The sequence below is a fragment of the Streptomyces sp. NPDC097129 genome (assembly GCF_055668065.1).
Map to the genome: position 1 here is coordinate 29,993 of NZ_JBVOQE010000008.1, position 18,523 is coordinate 48,515.

15 protein-coding genes and 1 pseudogene are annotated in these 18,523 nt (G+C 73.9%); 5 read left to right on the forward strand and 11 right to left on the reverse strand.

Annotated features, from left to right (window positions below; all coding sequences use genetic code 11):
• Positions 1-128: 128 nt before the first annotated feature.
• The 3 genes from AC0B9F_RS22805 to xylB all read right to left on the reverse strand — a co-directional run bounded on the left by AC0B9F_RS22805 (position 129) and on the right by xylB (position 3,699).
• Positions 129-728, reverse strand: a complete 600-nt coding sequence (locus AC0B9F_RS22805; protein WP_472005406.1) for an N-acetylmuramoyl-L-alanine amidase — start codon at positions 726-728, stop codon at positions 129-131.
• Positions 729-1,022: 294 nt separating this feature from the next.
• Complete coding sequence (locus AC0B9F_RS22810) at positions 1,023-2,231, reverse strand: ROK family protein (RefSeq protein WP_472005409.1); 1,209 nt, start codon at positions 2,229-2,231, stop codon at positions 1,023-1,025.
• Between the two features lie 28 nt (positions 2,232-2,259).
• Positions 2,260-3,699 (reverse strand): xylulokinase, encoded by a 1,440-nt coding sequence (xylB, locus tag AC0B9F_RS22815; protein ID WP_472005411.1) that lies wholly within the window; start codon positions 3,697-3,699, stop codon positions 2,260-2,262.
• Positions 3,700-3,824: 125 nt separating this feature from the next.
• On the opposite strand from xylB, the gene xylA reads away from it, so the two are divergent.
• On the forward strand, positions 3,825-4,991 hold the full coding sequence (xylA, locus tag AC0B9F_RS22820; RefSeq protein WP_472005413.1) for a xylose isomerase: 1,167 nt from the start codon (positions 3,825-3,827) through the stop codon (positions 4,989-4,991).
• Between the two features lie 103 nt (positions 4,992-5,094).
• On the opposite strand, the gene AC0B9F_RS22825 is transcribed toward xylA, so the two are convergent.
• The 3 genes and pseudogenes from AC0B9F_RS22825 to AC0B9F_RS22835 all read right to left on the reverse strand — a co-directional run bounded on the left by AC0B9F_RS22825 (position 5,095) and on the right by AC0B9F_RS22835 (position 11,049).
• Complete coding sequence (locus AC0B9F_RS22825; protein WP_472005415.1) at positions 5,095-6,435, reverse strand: esterase-like activity of phytase family protein; 1,341 nt, start codon at positions 6,433-6,435, stop codon at positions 5,095-5,097.
• 431 nt (positions 6,436-6,866) lie between these two features.
• A complete protein-coding gene (locus AC0B9F_RS22830; RefSeq protein ID WP_472005417.1) occupies positions 6,867-8,096 on the reverse strand; it encodes an SWIM zinc finger family protein in 1,230 nt (409 codons plus the stop codon).
• Positions 8,093-11,049: pseudogene (locus AC0B9F_RS22835) on the reverse strand (DEAD/DEAH box helicase). The gene AC0B9F_RS22830 and the pseudogene AC0B9F_RS22835 overlap by 4 nt, the downstream one beginning before the upstream one ends.
• Positions 11,050-11,290: 241 nt before the next feature.
• Here AC0B9F_RS22835 and AC0B9F_RS22840 point away from each other — a divergent pair.
• Positions 11,291-11,473 carry a hypothetical protein gene (locus AC0B9F_RS22840; protein ID WP_472005418.1) on the forward strand — a complete coding sequence of 61 codons (183 nt, stop codon included), beginning with the start codon at positions 11,291-11,293 and terminating at the stop codon, positions 11,471-11,473.
• Between the two features lie 4 nt (positions 11,474-11,477).
• On the opposite strand, the gene AC0B9F_RS22845 is transcribed toward AC0B9F_RS22840, so the two are convergent.
• The 3 genes from AC0B9F_RS22845 to AC0B9F_RS22855 all read right to left on the reverse strand — a co-directional run bounded on the left by AC0B9F_RS22845 (position 11,478) and on the right by AC0B9F_RS22855 (position 14,543).
• Complete coding sequence (locus AC0B9F_RS22845) at positions 11,478-12,860, reverse strand: tannase/feruloyl esterase family alpha/beta hydrolase (protein WP_472005420.1); 1,383 nt, start codon at positions 12,858-12,860, stop codon at positions 11,478-11,480.
• Between the two features lie 270 nt (positions 12,861-13,130).
• Positions 13,131-14,099: a hypothetical protein gene (locus tag AC0B9F_RS22850; protein ID WP_472005422.1), complete on the reverse strand. Its 969-nt coding sequence runs from the start codon at positions 14,097-14,099 to the stop codon at positions 13,131-13,133.
• A 147-nt stretch (positions 14,100-14,246) separates the two neighbouring features.
• Entirely contained in the window at positions 14,247-14,543 is a 297-nt protein-coding gene (locus tag AC0B9F_RS22855; RefSeq protein WP_472005423.1) for a hypothetical protein, read from the reverse strand.
• A 137-nt stretch (positions 14,544-14,680) separates the two neighbouring features.
• On the opposite strand from AC0B9F_RS22855, the gene AC0B9F_RS22860 reads away from it, so the two are divergent.
• Complete coding sequence (locus tag AC0B9F_RS22860) at positions 14,681-15,577, forward strand: oxygenase MpaB family protein (protein ID WP_472005425.1); 897 nt, start codon at positions 14,681-14,683, stop codon at positions 15,575-15,577.
• On the opposite strand, the gene AC0B9F_RS22865 is transcribed toward AC0B9F_RS22860, so the two are convergent.
• Positions 15,563-16,087: a PadR family transcriptional regulator gene (locus AC0B9F_RS22865; protein WP_472005427.1), complete on the reverse strand. Its 525-nt coding sequence runs from the start codon at positions 16,085-16,087 to the stop codon at positions 15,563-15,565. The two genes, AC0B9F_RS22860 and AC0B9F_RS22865, sit on opposite strands and share 15 nt — an antisense overlap.
• 120 nt (positions 16,088-16,207) lie before the next feature.
• On the opposite strand from AC0B9F_RS22865, the gene AC0B9F_RS22870 reads away from it, so the two are divergent.
• Positions 16,208-16,963 (forward strand): alpha/beta fold hydrolase, encoded by a 756-nt coding sequence (locus AC0B9F_RS22870; RefSeq protein WP_472005428.1) that lies wholly within the window; start codon positions 16,208-16,210, stop codon positions 16,961-16,963.
• A 7-nt stretch (positions 16,964-16,970) separates the two neighbouring features.
• Here AC0B9F_RS22870 and AC0B9F_RS22875 read toward each other — a convergent pair whose 3' ends face one another.
• Positions 16,971-17,570: a class I SAM-dependent methyltransferase gene (locus AC0B9F_RS22875; RefSeq protein ID WP_472005430.1), complete on the reverse strand. Its 600-nt coding sequence runs from the start codon at positions 17,568-17,570 to the stop codon at positions 16,971-16,973.
• A 160-nt stretch (positions 17,571-17,730) separates the two neighbouring features.
• Here AC0B9F_RS22875 and AC0B9F_RS22880 point away from each other — a divergent pair, with 160 nt between their 5' ends.
• On the forward strand, positions 17,731-18,504 hold the full coding sequence (locus AC0B9F_RS22880) for an MHYT domain-containing protein (RefSeq protein WP_472005432.1): 774 nt from the start codon (positions 17,731-17,733) through the stop codon (positions 18,502-18,504).
• Positions 18,505-18,523: the final 19 nt, after the last annotated feature.

An 18,523-nucleotide genomic window follows, 5' to 3' on the forward strand; every position in this document is an offset into this window, starting at 1 on the left:
GATGAGCGGCGCCGTCGCCGGGCTGGGCTGTGCCGCCGGCCGGGCCACGCGGGGCCGGGCTGGGTCCGGACGCGGCCGTGGCCCGGGGTGGGGCCGTGGCGTGGGGTCGTCGCCCTGGTGCCGCCCCGTCAGGCGAAGTTGACCAGCCGGATGTAGCGCACCCAGTCCCAGTTCGGACCCGGGTCCGTGTGGTCGGTGCCCGGCACCTCGTAGTGGCCGAGGATGCGCGTGCGGTCCTTCGGGATGCCGTACCGGTCGCAGACGGCCGCCGTGAGTCTCGCCGACTGCACGTACAGGGCGTCGGTGAAGTAGGCCGGCTGGTCCACCCACCCCTCGTGCTCGATGCCGATGCTGCGCGTGTTGTAGTCCCAGTTCCCGGCGTGCCAGGCGATGTCCTTCTCACGGACGCACTGGGCCACGTGCCCGTCGGAGGAGCGCACGACGTAATGCGCGGAGACCTTCTTCTGGGGGTTCTGGAAGATGGACAGGGTCGTGGCGTACGTCTCCTGGGTGACATGGATGATCACGTAGTCCAGCGGATAGGCGGACGGCCGGCTGGACGCCGTGTAGTTGGAACTGCTCGCCGGCTGCCACTCGGCGGGCGGGTAGTCGACAGCCTGCGCCTGGGCGCCGGCCCGCGCCGGCGGGAGCAGTGCGGAGGATGCGGCGGCGAGGGCGGCGCCGGTGAGGAGCCGTCGCCTGCTGGGAAGCGGTCGTGACCGTTCCATGGGCGGATGCCTTTCGACGTGGGCGGGTCTCCGGTCGGCGTACGGCAGACCGGGTTCAGCGCCTTCGCCAACGGCGACCCGACGGGCCGGGTTGCGAACTGACACGCGGCCGGCGCAGTGCGGGAAGTGAAGGCGGGGCGAGGGCCGACTTCACGGTACGGCCGTCCCGTGGCGGGCAGAAGAGGGCGGCGCCGGGTCGGTGGACAACGCACGCGTTGTGGGCAACCCGATCACCCGTTCGGGCGAACTGCCGTGGGGTGAAGGGATGTTGCCGGGTGCCGGCCGCCGGGCGGGTCAGGCCCGTTCCGCCACCCGCGCCGGGTCGTCCAGTACCGTCCGCACCACCGAGTGCGCGGCACCCAGCAGCGGCCCCTCCGGTCCCAGCCGGGACACCGAGACCGGGCAGGCGCGTCCGGCCGTGCGCCGGTCGAGTTCCTCACGCAGGGCGGGCAGCAGCCACGGCGCGAGTCCGGCCAGCGCGCCGCCTAGCACGACGGCTTCGGGATCGAGCAGATTGACCGCACCCGTCAGGGCGATGCCGAGCGCCACCCCGGCCTCCCGCAGGGCCCGTCGTACCGCCTCGTCGCCGGATTCGGCCCGCTGGGCGAGCAGCCCCACCCTGTCCTCGCCCGGCTCCACGCCGGCCGCCCGCAGCACCGCCTCCTCACCGGCGTACTGCTCCAGGCACCCGTGTCCGCCGCAACCGCAGGCCGGACCGTCCGGGTGGACCGGCACATGGCCCAGCTCGCCCGCGAAACCGCGCGTCCCGCGCAGCAGCCGCCCGTCCACGACCACCGCCGCACCGATGCCGATCTCGGCCGAGACGTGCAGGAAGTCGTGCGGCGTTCCCTCGCCGAGCCACAGCTCGGCCAGGCCGCCGAAGTTGGCCTCGTTGTCCACGACCAGCGGGACGCCGGCCGGCAGCAGCGCGCCGAGATCCGCGTCGCGCCAGCCCAGGTTCGGGGCGCGGACCACCGTGCGCCCGTCCGGCGCGACGAGGCCGGGCACCGCCACGGCGAGTCCCGCGGGCCACAGGCCCTCGCCCTCGGCCTCGGCGACGACCCGCCGGACCAGCTCGGCGAGCTCGGCGAGGACGGGCTCGGGGGAGCGGCCCCGGTTGGTGCCGTGCCGCTCGGCGCGGGCCCGCACCTGGCCGCGCAGATCCACCGCGCACGCGGCCAGATGGTCGACGCCGACCTCCGCGCCGATCCCGGCGGGACCGCGATCGCTGACGGCGAGCGCCGAGCCCGGCCGGCCCACCCGCCCGGGCCGTTCGGGGCCCAGCTCCTGCAGCAGTCCGGTGCGTATCAGTTCGTCGACGAGCGTGGACACCGCCGCCCGCGTCAGACCGATGCGGGAGGCGACCGCGGCGCGCGAGAGCGGGCCCTGGGCGCTGACCGTGTGCATCACCCGGGCCAGGTTGCGACGGCGCATGCCTTGCTGGGTGTCGGGCAACGCGCGCCCCGGGGACGCCGGGTGGGTCTCGTGCAGCGGTGCGCTCATGCCGGAAACCGGTCCTCGGTCGATGTCGTCAGCGATCCTCCCGCCCGAGCAGCGGGGACGCGTCGGAGAGTACCCCGGAGATCCTGCTCAGCGTCTCCTGGTCCCGCTCCACGGCCTCCAGCACCGGCCCGCGCGCGGTGTCCCAGCGCCGGGCGACCGCGGCCGGGTCCTCGCCGGTGAGCAGCCCGGCCGCCTGGGCCGCCGCGCCGAGTGCCACCAGTTCCCGGGCCTCGGGCACCTGCACCGGGCGTCCCGACAGCCGGCGTACCGTCTGCTGCCAGGCCGTGCCGCGGGCGCCGCCGCCGATCAGCAGCAGCGGAGCCGTCGGGTCCGCGTCCTCGTCGAGAACCAGGTCGAGCGCGCCGAGCAGGGCGTGCACCGCGCCGTCGTAGGCGGCCTGCAGCAGCTGCCCGGCGGTGGTGTCGTGGCGCAGGCCGAGCAGCAGGCCCGAGGCGTCCGGGAGGTTCGGTGTGCGCTCGCCGTCCAGGTAGGGCAGCAGGGTCACGCCGGCGGCGGGCTCGACGGCCTCGCGGTCCAGGCCGAGCAGGGCGGCGACGCGATCGACGGCGAGCGTGCAGTTCAGGGTGCAGGCCAGCGGCAGCCAGTCGCCGCGGGCGTCGGCGAAGCCCGCCACCGTGCCGGTCGGGTCGGCGGGGCGGCGCCGGGACACCGCGTAGACCGTGCCGGAGGTGCCGAGGCTCGTCACCGGGGTGCCGGGGCGCAGACCGAGGCCCAGCGCGGCGGCCGCGTTGTCGCCGGTGCCCGCCGCGACGAGGGTGCCCTTGGAGAACGGCAGGTCGTGGTGTTCGCGGACCGTGCCGGCGATCTCTCCGGGGCGCACCACCCGCGGCAACAGTGCCGGGTCCAGGCCCACGCGCGCGAGGATCTCCTCGTCGTACGACTCGCTCGTCGAGGACCACCAGCCGGTCCCGGAGGCGTCGCCGCGGTCGGTCGTGCCCTGGCCGGTGAGCCGCTCGGTCAGGTAGTCGTGGGGCAGGCGCACCGCCCTGGTCGCGCGCACGGCCTCCGGTTCGTGCTCGGCGAGCCAGGCCCACTTCGTCACCGTGAAGGACGCGGTGGGCACGCTGCCGGTGCGCTCGGCCCAGAACGTCCGGCCGCCCAGCTCGTCGGTGAGCCGGCGGGCCTGCGGCGCCGAGCGCACGTCGTTCCACAGCAGTGCCGGCCGTACCGGTTCGCCGTGCTCGTCCAGGGTGACCAGGCCGTGCTGCTGCCCGCCGATCGAGACGGCGGCGGCCTCGTGCGCGGGCTCGCCGCACTGGCGCAGTGCCTCGCACAGCGCGTCCCACCACTGCCGTGGGTCGCTCTCCCGGCCCGCGCCGGAGGAGACCGCGTGCGGGGCCTGGCCGCTCGCGACGACCCGGCCGGTGGAGGCGTCCACGACCAGCGCCTTGGTGGACTGTGTGGACGTGTCCACGCCGACGACGAGCGGACCCTCGGCTGCTGACATCGTGCTCTCCCTCTCGGTGCGGCTCGGGACGGCGTGCCCCTTGTCTCTTCCCCCAGGTGTGTGGGCATACTAATTTGTAAAGCGCCATGACGAAATAGTCGCGAGCAAGAGCAAGGAGCCGTGGCATGAGCTACCAGCCCACCCCCGAGGACAGGTTCACGTTCGGTCTGTGGACCGTCGGCTGGCAGGGCAGGGACCCCTTCGGGGACGCCACCCGCGCCGCCCTCGACCCGGTCGAGACGGTGCAGCGCCTTGCCGAGCTGGGCGCCCACGGGGTGACCTTCCACGACGACGACCTGATCCCGTTCGGCTCCAGCGACACCGAGCGCGAGGCGGTCGTCAAGCGCTTCCGGCAGGCGCTGGACGCCACCGGCATGAAGGTGCCGATGGCCACCACGAACCTGTTCACCCACCCGGTGTTCAAGGACGGCGCGTTCACCGCCAACGACCGCGACGTGCGCCGCTACGCGCTGCGCAAGACCATCCGCAACATCGACCTCGCCGTCGAGCTGGGCGCCCAGGTCTACGTCGCCTGGGGCGGGCGCGAGGGCGCCGAGTCCGGCGCGGCCAAGGACGTCCGGGTGGCGCTGGAGCGGATGAAGGAGGCGTTCGACCTCCTGGGCGAGTACGTCACCGATCAGGGCTACGACCTGCGCTTCGCCATCGAGCCCAAGCCCAACGAGCCGCGCGGCGACATCCTGCTGCCCACCGTCGGCCACGCCCTCGCGTTCATCGAGCGCCTGGAGCGCCCCGAGCTGTACGGCGTGAACCCCGAGGTCGGGCACGAGCAGATGGCCGGACTGAACTTCCCGCACGGCATCGCGCAGGCCCTGTGGGCGGGCAAGCTCTTCCACATCGACCTCAACGGCCAGTCCGGCATCAAGTACGACCAGGACCTGCGCTTCGGCGCCGGTGATCTGCGTGCCGCGTTCTGGCTGGTCGACCTGCTGGAGAGCGCCGGGTACTCCGGTCCGCGGCACTTCGACTTCAAGCCGCCGCGCACCGAGGACCTCGACGGCGTGTGGGCCTCCGCGGCGGGCTGCATGCGCAACTACCTGATCCTCAAGGAGCGCGCCGCCGCGTTCCGCGCCGACCCGGAGGTGCGGCAGGCGCTGCGCGACGCCCGCCTGGACCAGCTCGCCCGGCCCACCGCCGGCGACGGCCTGCAGGCCCTGCTCGCCGACCGCACCGCCTTCGAGGACTTCGACGTCGAGGCGGCGGCCTCCCGCGGCATGGCCTTCGAACACCTCGACCAGCTCGCCATGGACCACCTGCTGGGGGCCCGCGGCTGACCGAGCACGCGGTGGGGCGGCACGCGCGTGTGCTGCCCCACGGGCGCACGCGCGTGCCGCCCCACCGGCGGCACGCGCGTGTGCCGTCCTTGTCCCCGGCCGGCTAGAGGCCGTGCGGCAGCCGGACGTAGACGACGGTCGTCCTGACGCCGCTGTCCACCAGCCGGCCCTGCGCGTCGAAGGCGCCCGCGCCGTCGGTCATCCCGAAGTCGTTGTCGTTGATCAGGGCGAGTGTGTCGTGATCCACGCGCGCGACGCCCTCGACCTTCCCGGGAACGCCGGCCACCGTGCCCAGGTCGACCACGAGACGCTTGCGCAGCACCGGCACACCCGAGGACGCCGGGTCGTCGAGCTGCTCCAGCGACGGCGACGTGCTGTCGTCCTCCCAGCGGCCGCCGAGGATGTCCGCCGAGCGCTCCAGGCGCACCAGCTGCAGCCGTGCCGTCCGGTCGGTGCGCTCCTCGACCAGCAGCCGGTCACCGCCCACGGCGACCACGGAGGAGATCTTCAGCTCGGAGGTGTCGTCCTCGCCCGGGTCCACCACGCCCACCGGGTCGAAACGATAGGCGTATTCGGCCGTCACCGCCTTCTTGCGCGGCGAGAAGCGCAGCAGGCGCGTGGTCCGCGAGGCCTCACCCGAGGCCGTGTCCGGCAGGGACAGCGGGCTCTGCAGCGCCATCACCAGGTCGCCGCCCGGCAGTTGGGCGAGCCCCTCGAACCCGCGGTTGATCTTCCGGTGCAGCAGCACGGACGGCAGGGCCTCGACCACCGGGTAGTCGGTGCCGGTCAGCTTCAGGCCCTTCGGCACGAACCGGGTGAGGACCTCGCCGCCCGCGGAGACGTGGACCAGCGACGGCCCGTACTCGTCGACGAGCCAGAAACTCCCGTCCGCCGCCCGCACGATCCCTTCGGTGTCCAGCCCGTTGGGGTTGTACGGCAGCGGCGTCTTCGCGTCGTAGGAGTACGGCGCCTCGTCGCGGCCCTGCTGGTTCGGCAGACCGGTGACGGGACGGCCCGACGCCGTGGTGATCGCGATGGCCTTGAGCACCCGCACGGTGTCGCCCTGCACGCGGATCCTCACGATCGCCGGGTCGAAGCCCGGCACCGGGAACGTGCGGCGCTTGGTGCCGTTCACCTTGATCTGCCCGTTGGGCCCACGGTCGGTCACCGTCCAGAACTCGCCCTCGCGGCCCGCCGGGTAGATGTCGCTGCCGATGCCGCCGAGGGCCACGCCCCGGTCGTCGTCCACCGTGCCCGGCAGCAGCGCGTTGCTGAACTCGCCGAGCGGCAGGTCGCCGAGCGTCGCGGTGCGGGTGACCTGGGCGTCACCGCCGGGAGCGGACACGGCCGGACCGGCCGCGGTGAGGGCGGCCACCACGGCGAGCGGAACGCCCACCGCGAGGGAGCGGCGGACACGGCGCCGGCCGGCGGCGTACGGGGACATCGGGCCTCCTGGAGACAAATGCACTGACTGCCGCCAGAGTTGGCCCCGGTCCCGAACGCCGCACGACCCTGAGGTGAACGCCGGGCGTCGGCCACTCGTCGGACCCGCCCAGGGGCGTTCTCCGCGCGGGGGCGCTCGTGCCGAGCGCCGGGTGCGTGGTGACGGGGTGAGCGCTCGCGGGGCCGGTGGGTCGCCGTGCCGAGGGCTGGGCCTGCGTCGGGTTGGAGGGTTCGGGGTGAGGGTTGGGCCCTGCGCCGGGTCGGCGAATTCGGGGTGAGGGCTGGGTCTGTGTCGGGTTGGAGGGTTCGGGGTGAGGGTTGGGCCTGCGTGGGGTTGGCGGATTCGGGGTGAGGGTTGGGCCTGCGACGGGCCGCGGATCCGGGGTGAGGGCTGGGCGCGCCGGGCCGGCGGATTCGGGGTGAGGGCGGGGGCTACGCCGGGTCGGCGGATCGGGCCACCGTGAGGGCGGTGGCCGGGTCCGTGGCGGGCGGGCCGGCCGGCGCCCAGTGCCCGTGCGCCCGGTGGAACGGCCACCAGCGGCCGTCCCGTCCCAGACGCACCTGCGCGTCGGACACCGTCCAGCGGTTGGCCTCGGCCCGCAGCGGTGGGCGTTCGTCCTCGTCCCACGCCGCGTCCAGCGCGGCACGCGCGCGTGCCAGCGCCTCACACCGCACCACCCACTCCTCCTCCAGCGCGGACAGCCCGGCCGCCCCGCCCAGCCGCCAGGCGAGAGCGGCCCGGTCCAGCGCCTCGGGCGATCTCCCCGAGGCGACCGCGAGCCGCCGGGCCACCTCCGGCCCCGGCTCACCGGCCGCCATCCGTACGGCGTCCTCCGCGGCCGTCAGCTCGGCATCCGCCGGCGTCGACGAAGAGCTCAGCACCTGTCCCAGCAATCGACGGGCGGCGTCGGCGGCCCTGGCGGCGAGGAACTCCAGCGCGGCCGGGTCGGGACCCGGCGTATCGCTGTCCAGGGAGAGCGGCAGCCCCGGCTCCTCGGGAAGCTCGGGCAGGGCGGGCAACGGCGGCAGAACGGCCCCGGCGGCGAACGCCTCCGCCGCGTCCACGCCCTCCGGCTCCCGCGCGGGCGCCGCGTCACGGGACTGGAGCGCCTGAAGCACGGCCCCCTCGGACCTGCCGCGCATCAGCAGCAACACGAACGGGTCCTCGTCGAGCAGCCGCGCCACCTGATGGCACAGGGCCGCCGTGTGCCCGCAGTGATCCCAGGCGCCGCACTCGCACTGCGGCTCGAGGTCGCCGATCCCCGGCAACAGGTCGACACCCGCGTGTGCCGCGTCCTCGACCAGATGCGGCGGCATCTCCCGCTCCAGCAGCGCCGCCACGTGCCCCGCCCGTTTGACCGCCATCCCGAGCAGCCGGTCCCACGCGTCCTCCGACAGCTGCGCCAGCAGCACATCGGCCCGGCACCCGGTGCCGTCCCGGCCCCGTACGACGGCCGTGAGCCGGCCCGGCTGTACCGACACCGCGCCCACGGCGCCCGCCCGCGCGAGCCTGCGCCCCGTCTTCACCTGCCCGCTGTCAAGGGCGGTGTCCTCCAGCGCCTTCAGCCACGCCAGTCCCCACCAGGTGACCGCGAAACCCCGCCCCCGCACCGGCGGCAGAGCCTCGAAGACCCGCTCGGTCGCCTCGTCCCGCCGGTTCACCGCTCTCCTCCCCGCAGCTCGACCAGTTCGGCCAGCTCCGCGTCCGTCAGCTCCGTCAAGGCCGCCGCCGGCCCCGCGCCGAGGACCGCCTCGGCCAGCTCCCGCTTGCGGACGAGCATCTGCCCGATCCGGTCCTCGATGGTCCCCTCGGCGATCAGCCGGTGCACCTGCACCGGCCGGGTCTGGCCGATGCGGTGTGCCCGGTCGGTGGCCTGTGCCTCGACGGCCGGGTTCCACCACCGGTCGACGTGGACGACGTGCTCGGCCCGGGTCAGGTTCAGCCCGGTGCCGGCCGCCTTCAACGACAGCAGGAACACCGGCACCTCTCCCTCCTGGAAGCGCCGTACCATCGTCTCCCGCTGGGCGACCGGGGTCCCGCCGTGCAGGAACAGCGTCGCCACCCCGCGGTCGGCCAAATGGCGTTCGACGAGCCGGGCCATGCCCACGTACTGGGTGAAGACCAGGACGCTCGCCCCTTCCGCCAGGATGGTGTCCAGCAGCTCGTTGAGCAGCTCGAGCTTCCCCGAACGCCCGGCGATCCGCGGGTCCTCCTCCTTCAGGAACTGCGCCGGGTGGTTGCAGATCTGCTTCAGGGCCGTCATCAGCTTCACGATGAGCCCCCGTCGGGCCATGTCGTCCGCCTCGGAGATCCGCGCGAGCGTCTCGCGCACCACGGCCTCGTACAGGCCCGCCTGCTCCGCGGTGAGGGCGACCGCGCGGTCGGTCTCCGTCTTGGGCGGCAGCTCGGGCGCGATCCCCGGGTCGGACTTGCGCCGGCGCAACAGGAACGGGCCCACCAGCCGGGCCAGCCGCTGGGCGGCGGCAGGGTCCTCGCCGCTCTCGACGACCCGCGCGTAGTGGGTACGGAAGGCGCCGAGGCGGCCGAGCAGACCGGGGGTGGTCCAGTCGAGGATCGCCCACAGCTCCGAGAGGTTGTTCTCCACCGGGGTGCCGGTGAGCGCCACGCGTGCGTGCCCGCCCAGGGTGCGCAGGGCGCGTGCCGTCGCGGAGTGGGGGTTCTTCACGTGCTGGGCCTCGTCCGCGACGACCAGGCCCCAGGACACCGCGGCCAGCGGCCCGGCGTCCTGCCGCAGGGTGCCGTAGGTGGTGAGCACGAACTCGCCGTCGCCCACGGCCTCCAGATCGCGTCGCGGACCGTGGAAGCGGCGTACGGCGGTGCCCGGCGCGAACCGCTCGATCTCGCGCTGCCAGTTGCCCAGCAGGGACGTCGGACACACGACCAGGGTGGTCCCGCGCTCGCCGGGTCGGTCTGCCGGTGCAGGTGCAGCGCGATCAGGGTGATCGTCTTGCCGAGCCCCATGTCGTCGGCCAGACAGCAGCCGAGGCCCAGGGATGTGGTCCGGGCCAGCCACGTCAGCCCGCGCCGCTGGTAGCCGCGCAGAGTGGCGGCCAGCGCGGCGGGCTGGGCGATCTCCTGGGCGGCGTCCGGATCGGTGAGCCGGTCGCGCAGCCCGGCGAGCCAGCCGGTGGCCCGGACCTCGACACGGCGGCCGTCGACCTCCGTCGCGCCGGTCAGCGCGGCACCGAGCGCGTCGATGGGCGTGATGTCGTGCGTCCGCCGTGCGCGGGCCCGGCGCACCTCCTGAGGGTCGATCAGGACCCACCGGTCGCGCAGCCGCACCAGAGGCCGCCCGGCCTCGGCGAGCCGGTCCAGTTCGTCCCGCGTGAGCTGCTGCCCGCCCAGACCGAACCACCAGGAGAACGACAGCGCCGCGTCGGCGGACAGCAGCGACGGCACGCGCGTGGAGCCGTTGCCGGACGCCTCCGCGTCGTCGGGGTCGTCGGGTGGCCCCACGACGGCCCGGGTGGTCAGCGTGCGGGCCAGGGGCCGGGGCCAGTGCACCTCCACGCCGGCCTGGGCGAGGGCGCGCGCACCGGCGCCGAGCAGATCGGTCACCTCCTCGTCGGCCAGCTCCAGGGCGTCGGGTACGGCCGTCGACAGCAGCGGGGCCAGCGGCGGCCAGGCCCGCGTCGCGCGGCGCAGCGCGACCAGCGCGTCCATACGCGCGCGTGGCCCGAACGCGTCGCCCGCGGCCTCCGGAGCCGCCCACAGGTCGGCGGCGGCGACCACGCGCGCGGGATCACGCACACTGTGCAGCTGCGGCACGGCCCGGAAGCGCGGCGCCCCCTCGTCCAGCCCCCTGTCGTCCAGCCCCTTGTCGTCCTGCTCCGCCGCCGTGACGTCGTCCTGTGTCGTCTCGGTGAGCCCCGGCACCTCGACGCGCAGGGACAGCCGCAGTCCCGCGTCGTGGCCGGCGGCGATGTCGGCCGCCCAGGCGCGCAGTTCGGGCACCCGCTGCGGCTCCCGCGCGGCGAAGGCCGGACCGCCGGTCACCGCGGCAGCGGCCGGCGAGCGGGGCAGCGTGTCGGCGACCGCGTCCAGGAAGGCCCGCACGAGCCCTTCGGGATCGGGCAGCCGCAGGGGCCGCGAGGAGCCGAGGGGGACGGCGTGGGCCTGAGGGGGCATGGAGGCGGCGAGCCGGCGGACGTGCTCGAGGTCCTGGGCGGTGTGCGGACCCGAGCGCCAGGCGTCGTGGCCGGTTGTGGACAGGCCGGGCAGCAGCAGTCCGCGAGCCGCGAAGTGCAGGGCAAGGACGGCGGCCGAGCCCCAGAAGGCGGCCGCGTGATGTCCGTACCCGGCGGCACGCGCGTGGATGAGGACCGGCAGCGCGGTGCGCACCGGCAGCAGCAGCGCGGGCACGGTCACCGGCTCCACGCCGCGCTCGCCGGGCAGCGCGACGGTCAGGTCCGAGACGGTCAGGTCCGAGACGGTGCCCGACGCCGGGGGCAGGGGTGCATCGCCGTCCGGCCGCCAGAAGGCGACGGCGCCGGTACGGGGCGGGTCGCCGGGCACGAACACGGCGCTGCAGACGGCCAGTTCGGTTTGGTCGGGCGAGGACGCGGGCGGGGCGGCCGAGGGAAGACGCAGCACGACGGAAGCGCACTCCTCAAATTTGACTACTGAGGCGGGAGCCGCCGAGAGTACAGCACAGCCACGCCGGACCGGTGCCACCGCCGTGTGAGGCGGGTCACTATGGGTGGGGTGGCTGCCGGACGGCGACCCGTAGGGGACGCGTCTCAGGGCTCTGTCAGGGTCGGCGGCCGGAACTGTGGGGGTCGCGGAGGCGTTTCCACCACAGACAGCGGCAGCTGCCGCGAAGGAGGCGACGCACATGTCGAAGAACGCGAAGATCGCCGTAGGGGGTGTGGCGGTCGGGTTGCTCTTGTTGATCTGGCTGCCCTGGTGGGCGGCGCTCCTGATAGTCGTCGGCGTCCCGACCGCCGCGTACCTGACCCTCGACCCCGCACAGCGGCGCAGGCTGCGCCGCGTCACGCGCAAGGAGCTGGGCCACTGAGGTCCTACCGGCCCGCTGTGTGCGCAGCCAGCGCACACGCGTCGACCACATCGCCGCTCGCGGGCCTCGCCACCGTGTGGTCCGTGGGCGGCGCGGTGCCGCGCTCCACCCAGGAGACGAGCGCGTCGAAGGCCGAGCGGTAGCAGGGCAGGATCGGCCGCAGTCGGTCCGGGTAGGCGTCGTAGAGCCCGTCGACGTGTGTTCTGCCCGCGATCGTGTAGTACCGGTGCAGCGCGCCGCGCCCGCTGTCGTCCACCATTCGCGCGTACACGTCCGAGTCGGCGGCCTTCGGCAACAGTGCGTCCAGGTCGCCGTGCAGCGTGATCAGCGGCCTGCCGATGCGGCCGGTCAGTGCAACTCGGGCCACGGCCCGGTGCACGGCGGCGGGACGCGAGGCGTAGTCGTACGTGGCGTCCGAGGCGCACGGTGCGAGGATCTGCTCAGCGGTGGTCCCGGCCGACGGACCGGGGCAGCCGGGATCGTAGGTGGGGTCGAACTCAGCACGGTAGATCTTCTGCGTCACGCCCCAGTACGCCTTCTCGTGGTACGGCCACAGGAACTCGGAGCCCCGCGCGAAGCCCGCCGCGTACAGATCCTCGTCCCGTGCCGCGCCGAGCGTCCGGGCCACGGCCGTCGGCAGGGAGGTGAGCAGACTGGGGCCGCGCGTGGTCCACAGCGCGCCCTCCCAGTCCACGCCGCCGTCGTACAGCTCGGGATGGTTCTCCAGCTGCCACCGGGTGAGATAGCCGCCGTTGGAGATACCGGTGACATAGGTGCGCCGGGGCGGGTGGCCGTACCGCTGCGCGACCACCCGGCGGGCGGCGCGGGTGAGCTGGGTGGTCCGGGTGTTCCACTCGGCGACCGCATCACCGGGCCGGGTGCCGTCACGGTAGAAGTCGGCCCCGTTGTTGCCCTTGTCGGTGGCGGCGTAGGCGTACCCGAGAGCGAGGACCTGGTCGGAGATCGCCTTGTCGGTGGCGTACTGCTTGCGCGTGCCCGGTGCGCCGGTGACCACCAGGCCGCCGTTCCAGTGGTCCGGCAGCCGGATCACGAACTGTGCGTCGTGCCGCCAGCCGTGCGTGGTGTTGAAGTGGGAGGAGTCCGGGAAGTAGCCGTCGATCTGTGCCCCCGGCACCCCGGACGGCGTGCGGGTGGCCGCGGCCGTGAGCCCGGCCTGGTCGGCGGTGTCGGTGTAGGGGGTGCCGGCGAGCGCCGTGGTGGTCAGGTCGGGCAGGCAGGCGCTGCGCTGGAGTTCGGCGCCGGGGACCCGGACCGTCTCCAGCCCCGCGCAGTGCCCGGGCGGCTGGGCATGGGCGGCGGGTAGGGGACCGGTGACGGTGGCGGCCAGCAGGGCGGCGGCGAGTGGGATTCCTCGGGACAAGCGCATCGCGGCCTCCGGGACAGCGGGAACGGCGGGGACAGTGCGGGCAGCGGCTGTCGAGCCGGCCCGCGGCCGCCCCATCGTGGCGGTCCCGTGGCCCAGCGGCCATGGTGTGGCACCCCAGGGAAAGCTCCCCTTTCATGGGGCGAACCACCATGCTCTGCGGTCGCTCTCACACGGCGATGTACTGACGGGCGTCAGAGCGGGGTCTGGGAGCGGGGCCTCGAGCGGGGTCTCAGCGCGCCCGAGGTCACCGGTCGCGCCGTGCGCACGCGGTCAGCTGGGGCGCACGGCCACCTTGTCCAGGGCCTCCAGCAGCCCCGGCAGCTCCGGCCCCCGGCCCACCGGCACGACCTCGCCCGGCCGCTCGTCCAACAGCACGAACGCGATGTCGTCGGTCCGGGCCACCAGTGACCATCCCGGCCCGTCGGCGCGCAGCGTCCGCGCGTCACCCGGGGCGAACGACGACCGCACCCTGCCCAGCGGCGGCGGCGCGTCCACGTAGGAACGGACCTCGTCCAGCACCCGGCGGACGCCGCTCGGCGAGGACCCCTCCCCGGACGCCTCCGCCACGGGCTGCGCGTCCGGCCGTCCTTCTCGGCCGGCCCCGACGCCGACCGGTCCCGTGTCCTTCATCGACTCGTCGTCCGTGCCGCCCGGAACCACGGGGTCGTGTGCCGCGGGGTCCTGCGCCGCGACGTCCCGCGCCGTAGGTGCCTCCCCGTCGGCGGCGGGTCGCGCGAAGCTGCTGTCGTCGACCTGGTCCCGCCATGCCGACCACTGCAGGGCCACCTCGTCCGCACCGAGGCGGCGCTGCGCAGGGCCCCAGAAGGATGTGTCCGGCGGCGTCAGCACCGGCCCGTCGGCGTCCTCCTGCCCGGGATCGTGCGGCTCGGGAAGGCCGGGCGCGGCGACGGCGACGTACAGCGGCCAGCCGGGCAGCGCGGTGACGACCGACCGCTCGTCCGGCGACAGCTCGTACTCCATCCCGCAGTCCCACGAGGCGATGGCGACGGCGACCAGCGACACATCGTCCGTGACGACCGTCCAGCGCGCGCCCGTGCCGTCCTGGCCGAGCACCAGGCCGTAGCCGTCGGCGAGCGGCGCGAGGCCGAGCGCGGCACACGCCTCCGGATAGTCGTCGCCGAGCACGCTCGGGAACTGCGCCGGCGTCAGCAGCACCGCAGTGAGCACATAGAGCGCGTCGTCCGCGGCGGCGACGGCGTCCTCGTCCGTCCCTGCCATCCCAGCCTCCCCATCCATTTCGTCCAACGGCGCGCACCTTAGTGCGCCCCCGAGCCGCTTGTCACGACTCCCAAGGGCACCCGGAGCTGCAGTTTTCCGCCTGGACGGGGGCGAATCGACCGCCCCGGACAAGCGTCCGCGGGCAGGTCAGGACGCCGGCAACCCGAGCAGCGCCCGCGCCACCTCCCGCGGTGACTCACCGCGCTCCCGGGCCAGCGCGACGACCGCGCGGCACGCCAGCTCGCTCACCCCGAACGACAGCGCCTCCGGGGACACCCAGCCGACCGCCTCGTCCACCCGCTCCTGGTCGTCCTCCGCCCTGGCCGAGACGTATACGGCGGCTGCCTCGAACAGGTTGTGCGGGCGGGCGTCGCGCCCGCTGTGCGTCCGTGTCCGCACCGAACCGAGGAATGTGGCACTGGCCTTGCGCACCCTGCCGAACATGGTGACCGTCCCTTCTCCCGGAGAGTGTCCCGACCGACCGACCGACCGACCGACCGACCGACCGCTCCGCTCGTGCCGTTCATCTGCTCCTGTTCAACGTAGAGTTGGAGCCCTGGCGGCAGAAGAGGGACGGTGCGGTGAAGCGCTACGAACGACTCCGGCAGATCCGGGAGATGGACCCGTACCGCGACGCGACGGAGATCCTCCGGCTGGTCTCGGCCTACGAGTTCCCCTGGGACTACACCCGCTCCCTCGAACTGGCCCTCTACCGCACCTACGCCGTGCCGAGCATCGGCCGGCTCCTCGCGCAGACCGCCGAACTCACGGACCGCACGCAGAAGCGCTACGACGACACCGCGCTCCTGCTCGACGCGATCGTCGAGCACGGCTTCGCCGGCACGCCGGGCCGCACGGCGATCCGCCGCGTCAACCAGATGCACCGCAGCTACGACATCAGCAACGACGACATGCGCTATGTGCTGTGCACGTTCGTCGTGATGCCGCGACGCTGGATCGACGCCTACGGCTGGCGCAAACTGTCCCGCCACGAGACCGTCGCCTTCAGCGAGCACTTCCGCACGCTCGGCCGGCACATGGGCATCAAGGACATCCCCGCCGACTTCGAGGAATTCGAAGCCTGCCTCGACGCCTACGAAGAAGCCCATTTCGCCTGGGACGAGTCCGCGCGCCGGGTATCCGACGCCACACTCGACCTGATGGCCTCCTGGTATCCACGCCCGCTCGCCCCCCTCCTGCGCACCGGCACGCTCGCCCTGCTCGACGAGCCGCTGCTGCGCGCCTTCCGTTACCCGCCGCCCGGCCCCGCCGCCCAGACGCTGGTGCGCCGCGCGGTACGGACCCGGGGACGCCTGGTCCGACTGCTGCCGCCGCGACGCGCCCCGCACTTCGCGCGCCAGAACTGGGAGATCAAGAGCTATCCCGGCGGCTACCGGTTGAACGATCTGGGCACTCACCCGGTTCCCGGCCTGCGCGGCTGCCCCGTGCGGCACACGGACGGCTCAGCCTCCCAGTGACGCCAGCGTCTCGCGCAGCCAGGTGAGTTCGGCCTCGGACGTGGCGCGGGCGATGGTCAGGACGCCCCGCCGGAAGGGGTCCGGCAGTTCCTCCGCCCGTACCGGCCGGTCACCGTCGTAGAAGAAGCTGGCCGGTTCCTCGAGGAACGCCAGCCTGCGCCGCAGTACGGCCGCCTGGGCGGTGGGGTCGTCGAGGTGCCGCAGGAAGGCGAGCAGCGTGAACCAGCGGTTCTCGTCGGTGATGTCCTGCGGCCCGGGCTCGGCCAGACGGTGGCGCAGTTCCCGCCTGCCCTGGTCGGTCAGGGTCAGGACGTGCCTGGGCGCGGCGACCGCACCGGGCTGCGTGGCGCGCGCCAGCAGCCCCGCCTTCTCCAGGCGCTTGATCGCCGGATACAGCGTGCTCTCCGCCACGGGACGGACGTGCCCGGTCAGGGCCGTGATGCGTTTGCGCAGTTCGTAGCCGTGCAGTGGGGCGTCGTAGAGGAAACCGAGGATGGCGAGCTCCAGCATGCCCGCATTCTGCCTCATTCAGGTGGTACATCGGCAGCGCGATACTGCGACTTCTCTATACCTCGGTGACGATGTATTGTCGCGGCGTCGTGCCGACACCGGCGTACACGGGAGGACTTGATGAGGCAGGCCGAATTCGACGGCAGAGGCAGCCAGATACGCTGGACGGAGACGCGGGGCGCGGAACCCGCGCGCGTGTACGTGCACGGGCTGGGCGCCGCGTCGTCCGTCTATCACGCGCACATCGCGGCCCGACCCGAACTAGCGGGCCGGCGCAGCCTGTTCGTCGACCTGCCCGGACACGGCATCAGCGACCGGCCCGCACACTTCGGCTACACCCTCGAAGAGCACGCCGACGCGCTCGCCGCCGCCCTGGACGCGGCGGACGTCACCGGTGCGGAGCTGATCGCGCACAGCATGGGCGGCTCGGTCGCCCTCGTGCTCGCCCACCGGCGACCCGACCTGGTCTCCCGGCTGGTCCTCACCGAGGCCAACCTCGACCGCCACCCGCCGTCCAGCGCGGGCAGCAGCGGCATCGCCGCCTACGAGGAGGAGGAGTTCGCCGTCGGCGGCCACGCGCGTGTGCTGGAGACGGTGGGGCCCGTGTGGGCCGCCACCATGCGGCTGGCCGACCCGCGCGCCCTGCATCGCAGCGCGGTCGGTCTGCGGCGCGGCTCCGACCCGGTGATGCGCACGCTCCTGGAGGAGCTGCCGATGGAGCGGGTCTATCTCCAGGGCGAGCTCAGCGGAGAAGTGGCCGGCGCCGCCGGGCTGGAGGCCGCGGGCGTTCGCGTGGTGAGCGTGCCGGGCGCCGGCCACAACGTCATGTTCGACAACCCGGACGCTTTCGCCGCCGCGGTCGCCGGACGGCTGTGACCGCCGCTCAGCCTTCCCGGACGGCCAGGGCCAGGAAGCGGTCGTCCCGGTCGGTGTACGACGTCATGCGCCATCCCGAAGCTGCGAGCAGCGGACCGAGACTGGGTTCCGCGCGCAGGTCGTCCGGGGTGATCTGCCGGCCCTGGCGGGCCGCCAGTGCGGCCCGGCCGATGGGGTGGAACAACGCCAGCACCCCGCCGGGCCGCACCACGCGGGCCACCTCCCGCAGGTTCTCGGCCGGTCGCGGCAGGTGCGCGATGAGCCCCGCCGCGAACACCGCGTCGAAGGCCGCCGAGCGCAGCGGCAGCGCGGACACGTCGGCCAGCAGCAGCGCCCCGTCCCGGTCCCGCCCGGCCCGTGCCGCGGCCCGCAGCATGGCCGGTGTGAGATCGGCGCCGACGACGACGCCCGTGGGGCCCACGGCAGCCCGCAGCGGGGCCAGCGCACGCCCGGTGCCGCACCCCGCGTCCAGCACCCGATCACCCGGACGCAGACCGAGATCGGCGACCGCGGCGGCGTAGGCCGGGCCGTCGTCGGGGAAGCGGCTGTCCCAGTGGGCCGCACGCGCGGTGAAGAAATCCTGAACATGCGTGTGGTCATCGCTCATGCACCGCATGATTCCTCATCGCCCCTCACCGACACGGATGACGCAGCTGTGCGCATGTTCGAGCCTGATGCGATCGTTCCGGCACACCTCTGCGTCATATTCCAGCAGCTTTCGAAACGCGCCCCCTTTATGCGCCCGTGCCCCCTAGCGTCCCTGGGCCATGGGACACCTGGACCACGCCGCCTTCGGCTGGCTTACCCCCGTGCTGTCGTACGTGATGGCCTGCCTCGGCGCCGCCCTGGGGCTGCGCTGCACCGTCCGCGCGCTCGGCGCCACCGGGCGCGCACGGCGCAACTGGCTCGTCACCGCCGCCTCGGCGATCGGCACCGGCATCTGGACCATGCACTTCGTGGCCATGCTCGGCTTCGCCGTCAGCGGCACCGACATCCGCTACGACGTGCCGCTGACCGTGCTCAGCCTGCTCGTCGCCATGCTCGTCGTCTGCGGCGGAGTGTTCGCCGTCGGCTACAGCCGCGACCGCACCCGCGCCCTGCTGATCGGCGGGCTCACCACCGGAGTGGGCGTCGCGAGCATGCACTACCTGGGCATGGCCGCCGTACGGCTGCACGGCCAGGTGCACTACGACCCGCCGCGCGTCGCCCTGTCCGTGCTGATCGCCGTCGTCGCGGCGACCGCGGCCCTGTGGGCGGGGCTCAACATCAAGTCACCCCTCGCGGTCTCCGTCGCCTCCCTGGTCATGGGCGCGGCCGTCACCAGCATGCACTACACCGCGATGTTCGCGGTCAGCGTGCACGTCACACCCTCCGACACGGTGCTGCCCGGGGCCACGGCGATGCAGTTCATCTTCCCCCTCGCCGTCGGCCTCGGGTCCTACCTCTTCATCACCTCCGCCTTCGTCGCACTGTCCCCGACGGCCGGGGAACGGGAGGCCTCCGCCTCCGCCCAGCGGCCCGTCGAGAGCGTCGCTCCCTAGCCACCGCCCCGCACCGCCG

Bases quoted from the DNA above. Each gene is read 5' to 3' on its own strand.
- AC0B9F_RS22805 (WP_472005406.1), bottom strand. From the start codon at position 728: ATGGAACGGTCACGACCGCTTCCCAGCAGGCGACGGCTCCTCACCGGC.
- AC0B9F_RS22810 (WP_472005409.1), bottom strand. From the start codon at position 2,231: ATGAGCGCACCGCTGCACGAGACCCACCCGGCGTCCCCGGGGCGCGCG.
- xylB (WP_472005411.1), bottom strand. From the start codon at position 3,699: ATGTCAGCAGCCGAGGGTCCGCTCGTCGTCGGCGTGGACACGTCCACA.
- xylA (WP_472005413.1), top strand. From the start codon at position 3,825: ATGAGCTACCAGCCCACCCCCGAGGACAGGTTCACGTTCGGTCTGTGG.
- AC0B9F_RS22825 (WP_472005415.1), bottom strand. From the start codon at position 6,435: ATGTCCCCGTACGCCGCCGGCCGGCGCCGTGTCCGCCGCTCCCTCGCG.
- AC0B9F_RS22840 (WP_472005418.1), top strand. From the start codon at position 11,291: ATGTCGAAGAACGCGAAGATCGCCGTAGGGGGTGTGGCGGTCGGGTTG.
- AC0B9F_RS22845 (WP_472005420.1), bottom strand. From the start codon at position 12,860: ATGCGCTTGTCCCGAGGAATCCCACTCGCCGCCGCCCTGCTGGCCGCC.
- AC0B9F_RS22850 (WP_472005422.1), bottom strand. From the start codon at position 14,099: ATGGCAGGGACGGACGAGGACGCCGTCGCCGCCGCGGACGACGCGCTC.
- AC0B9F_RS22855 (WP_472005423.1), bottom strand. From the start codon at position 14,543: ATGTTCGGCAGGGTGCGCAAGGCCAGTGCCACATTCCTCGGTTCGGTG.
- AC0B9F_RS22865 (WP_472005427.1), bottom strand. From the start codon at position 16,087: ATGCTGGAGCTCGCCATCCTCGGTTTCCTCTACGACGCCCCACTGCAC.
- AC0B9F_RS22870 (WP_472005428.1), top strand. From the start codon at position 16,208: ATGAGGCAGGCCGAATTCGACGGCAGAGGCAGCCAGATACGCTGGACG.
- AC0B9F_RS22875 (WP_472005430.1), bottom strand. From the start codon at position 17,570: ATGAGCGATGACCACACGCATGTTCAGGATTTCTTCACCGCGCGTGCG.
- AC0B9F_RS22880 (WP_472005432.1), top strand. From the start codon at position 17,731: ATGGGACACCTGGACCACGCCGCCTTCGGCTGGCTTACCCCCGTGCTG.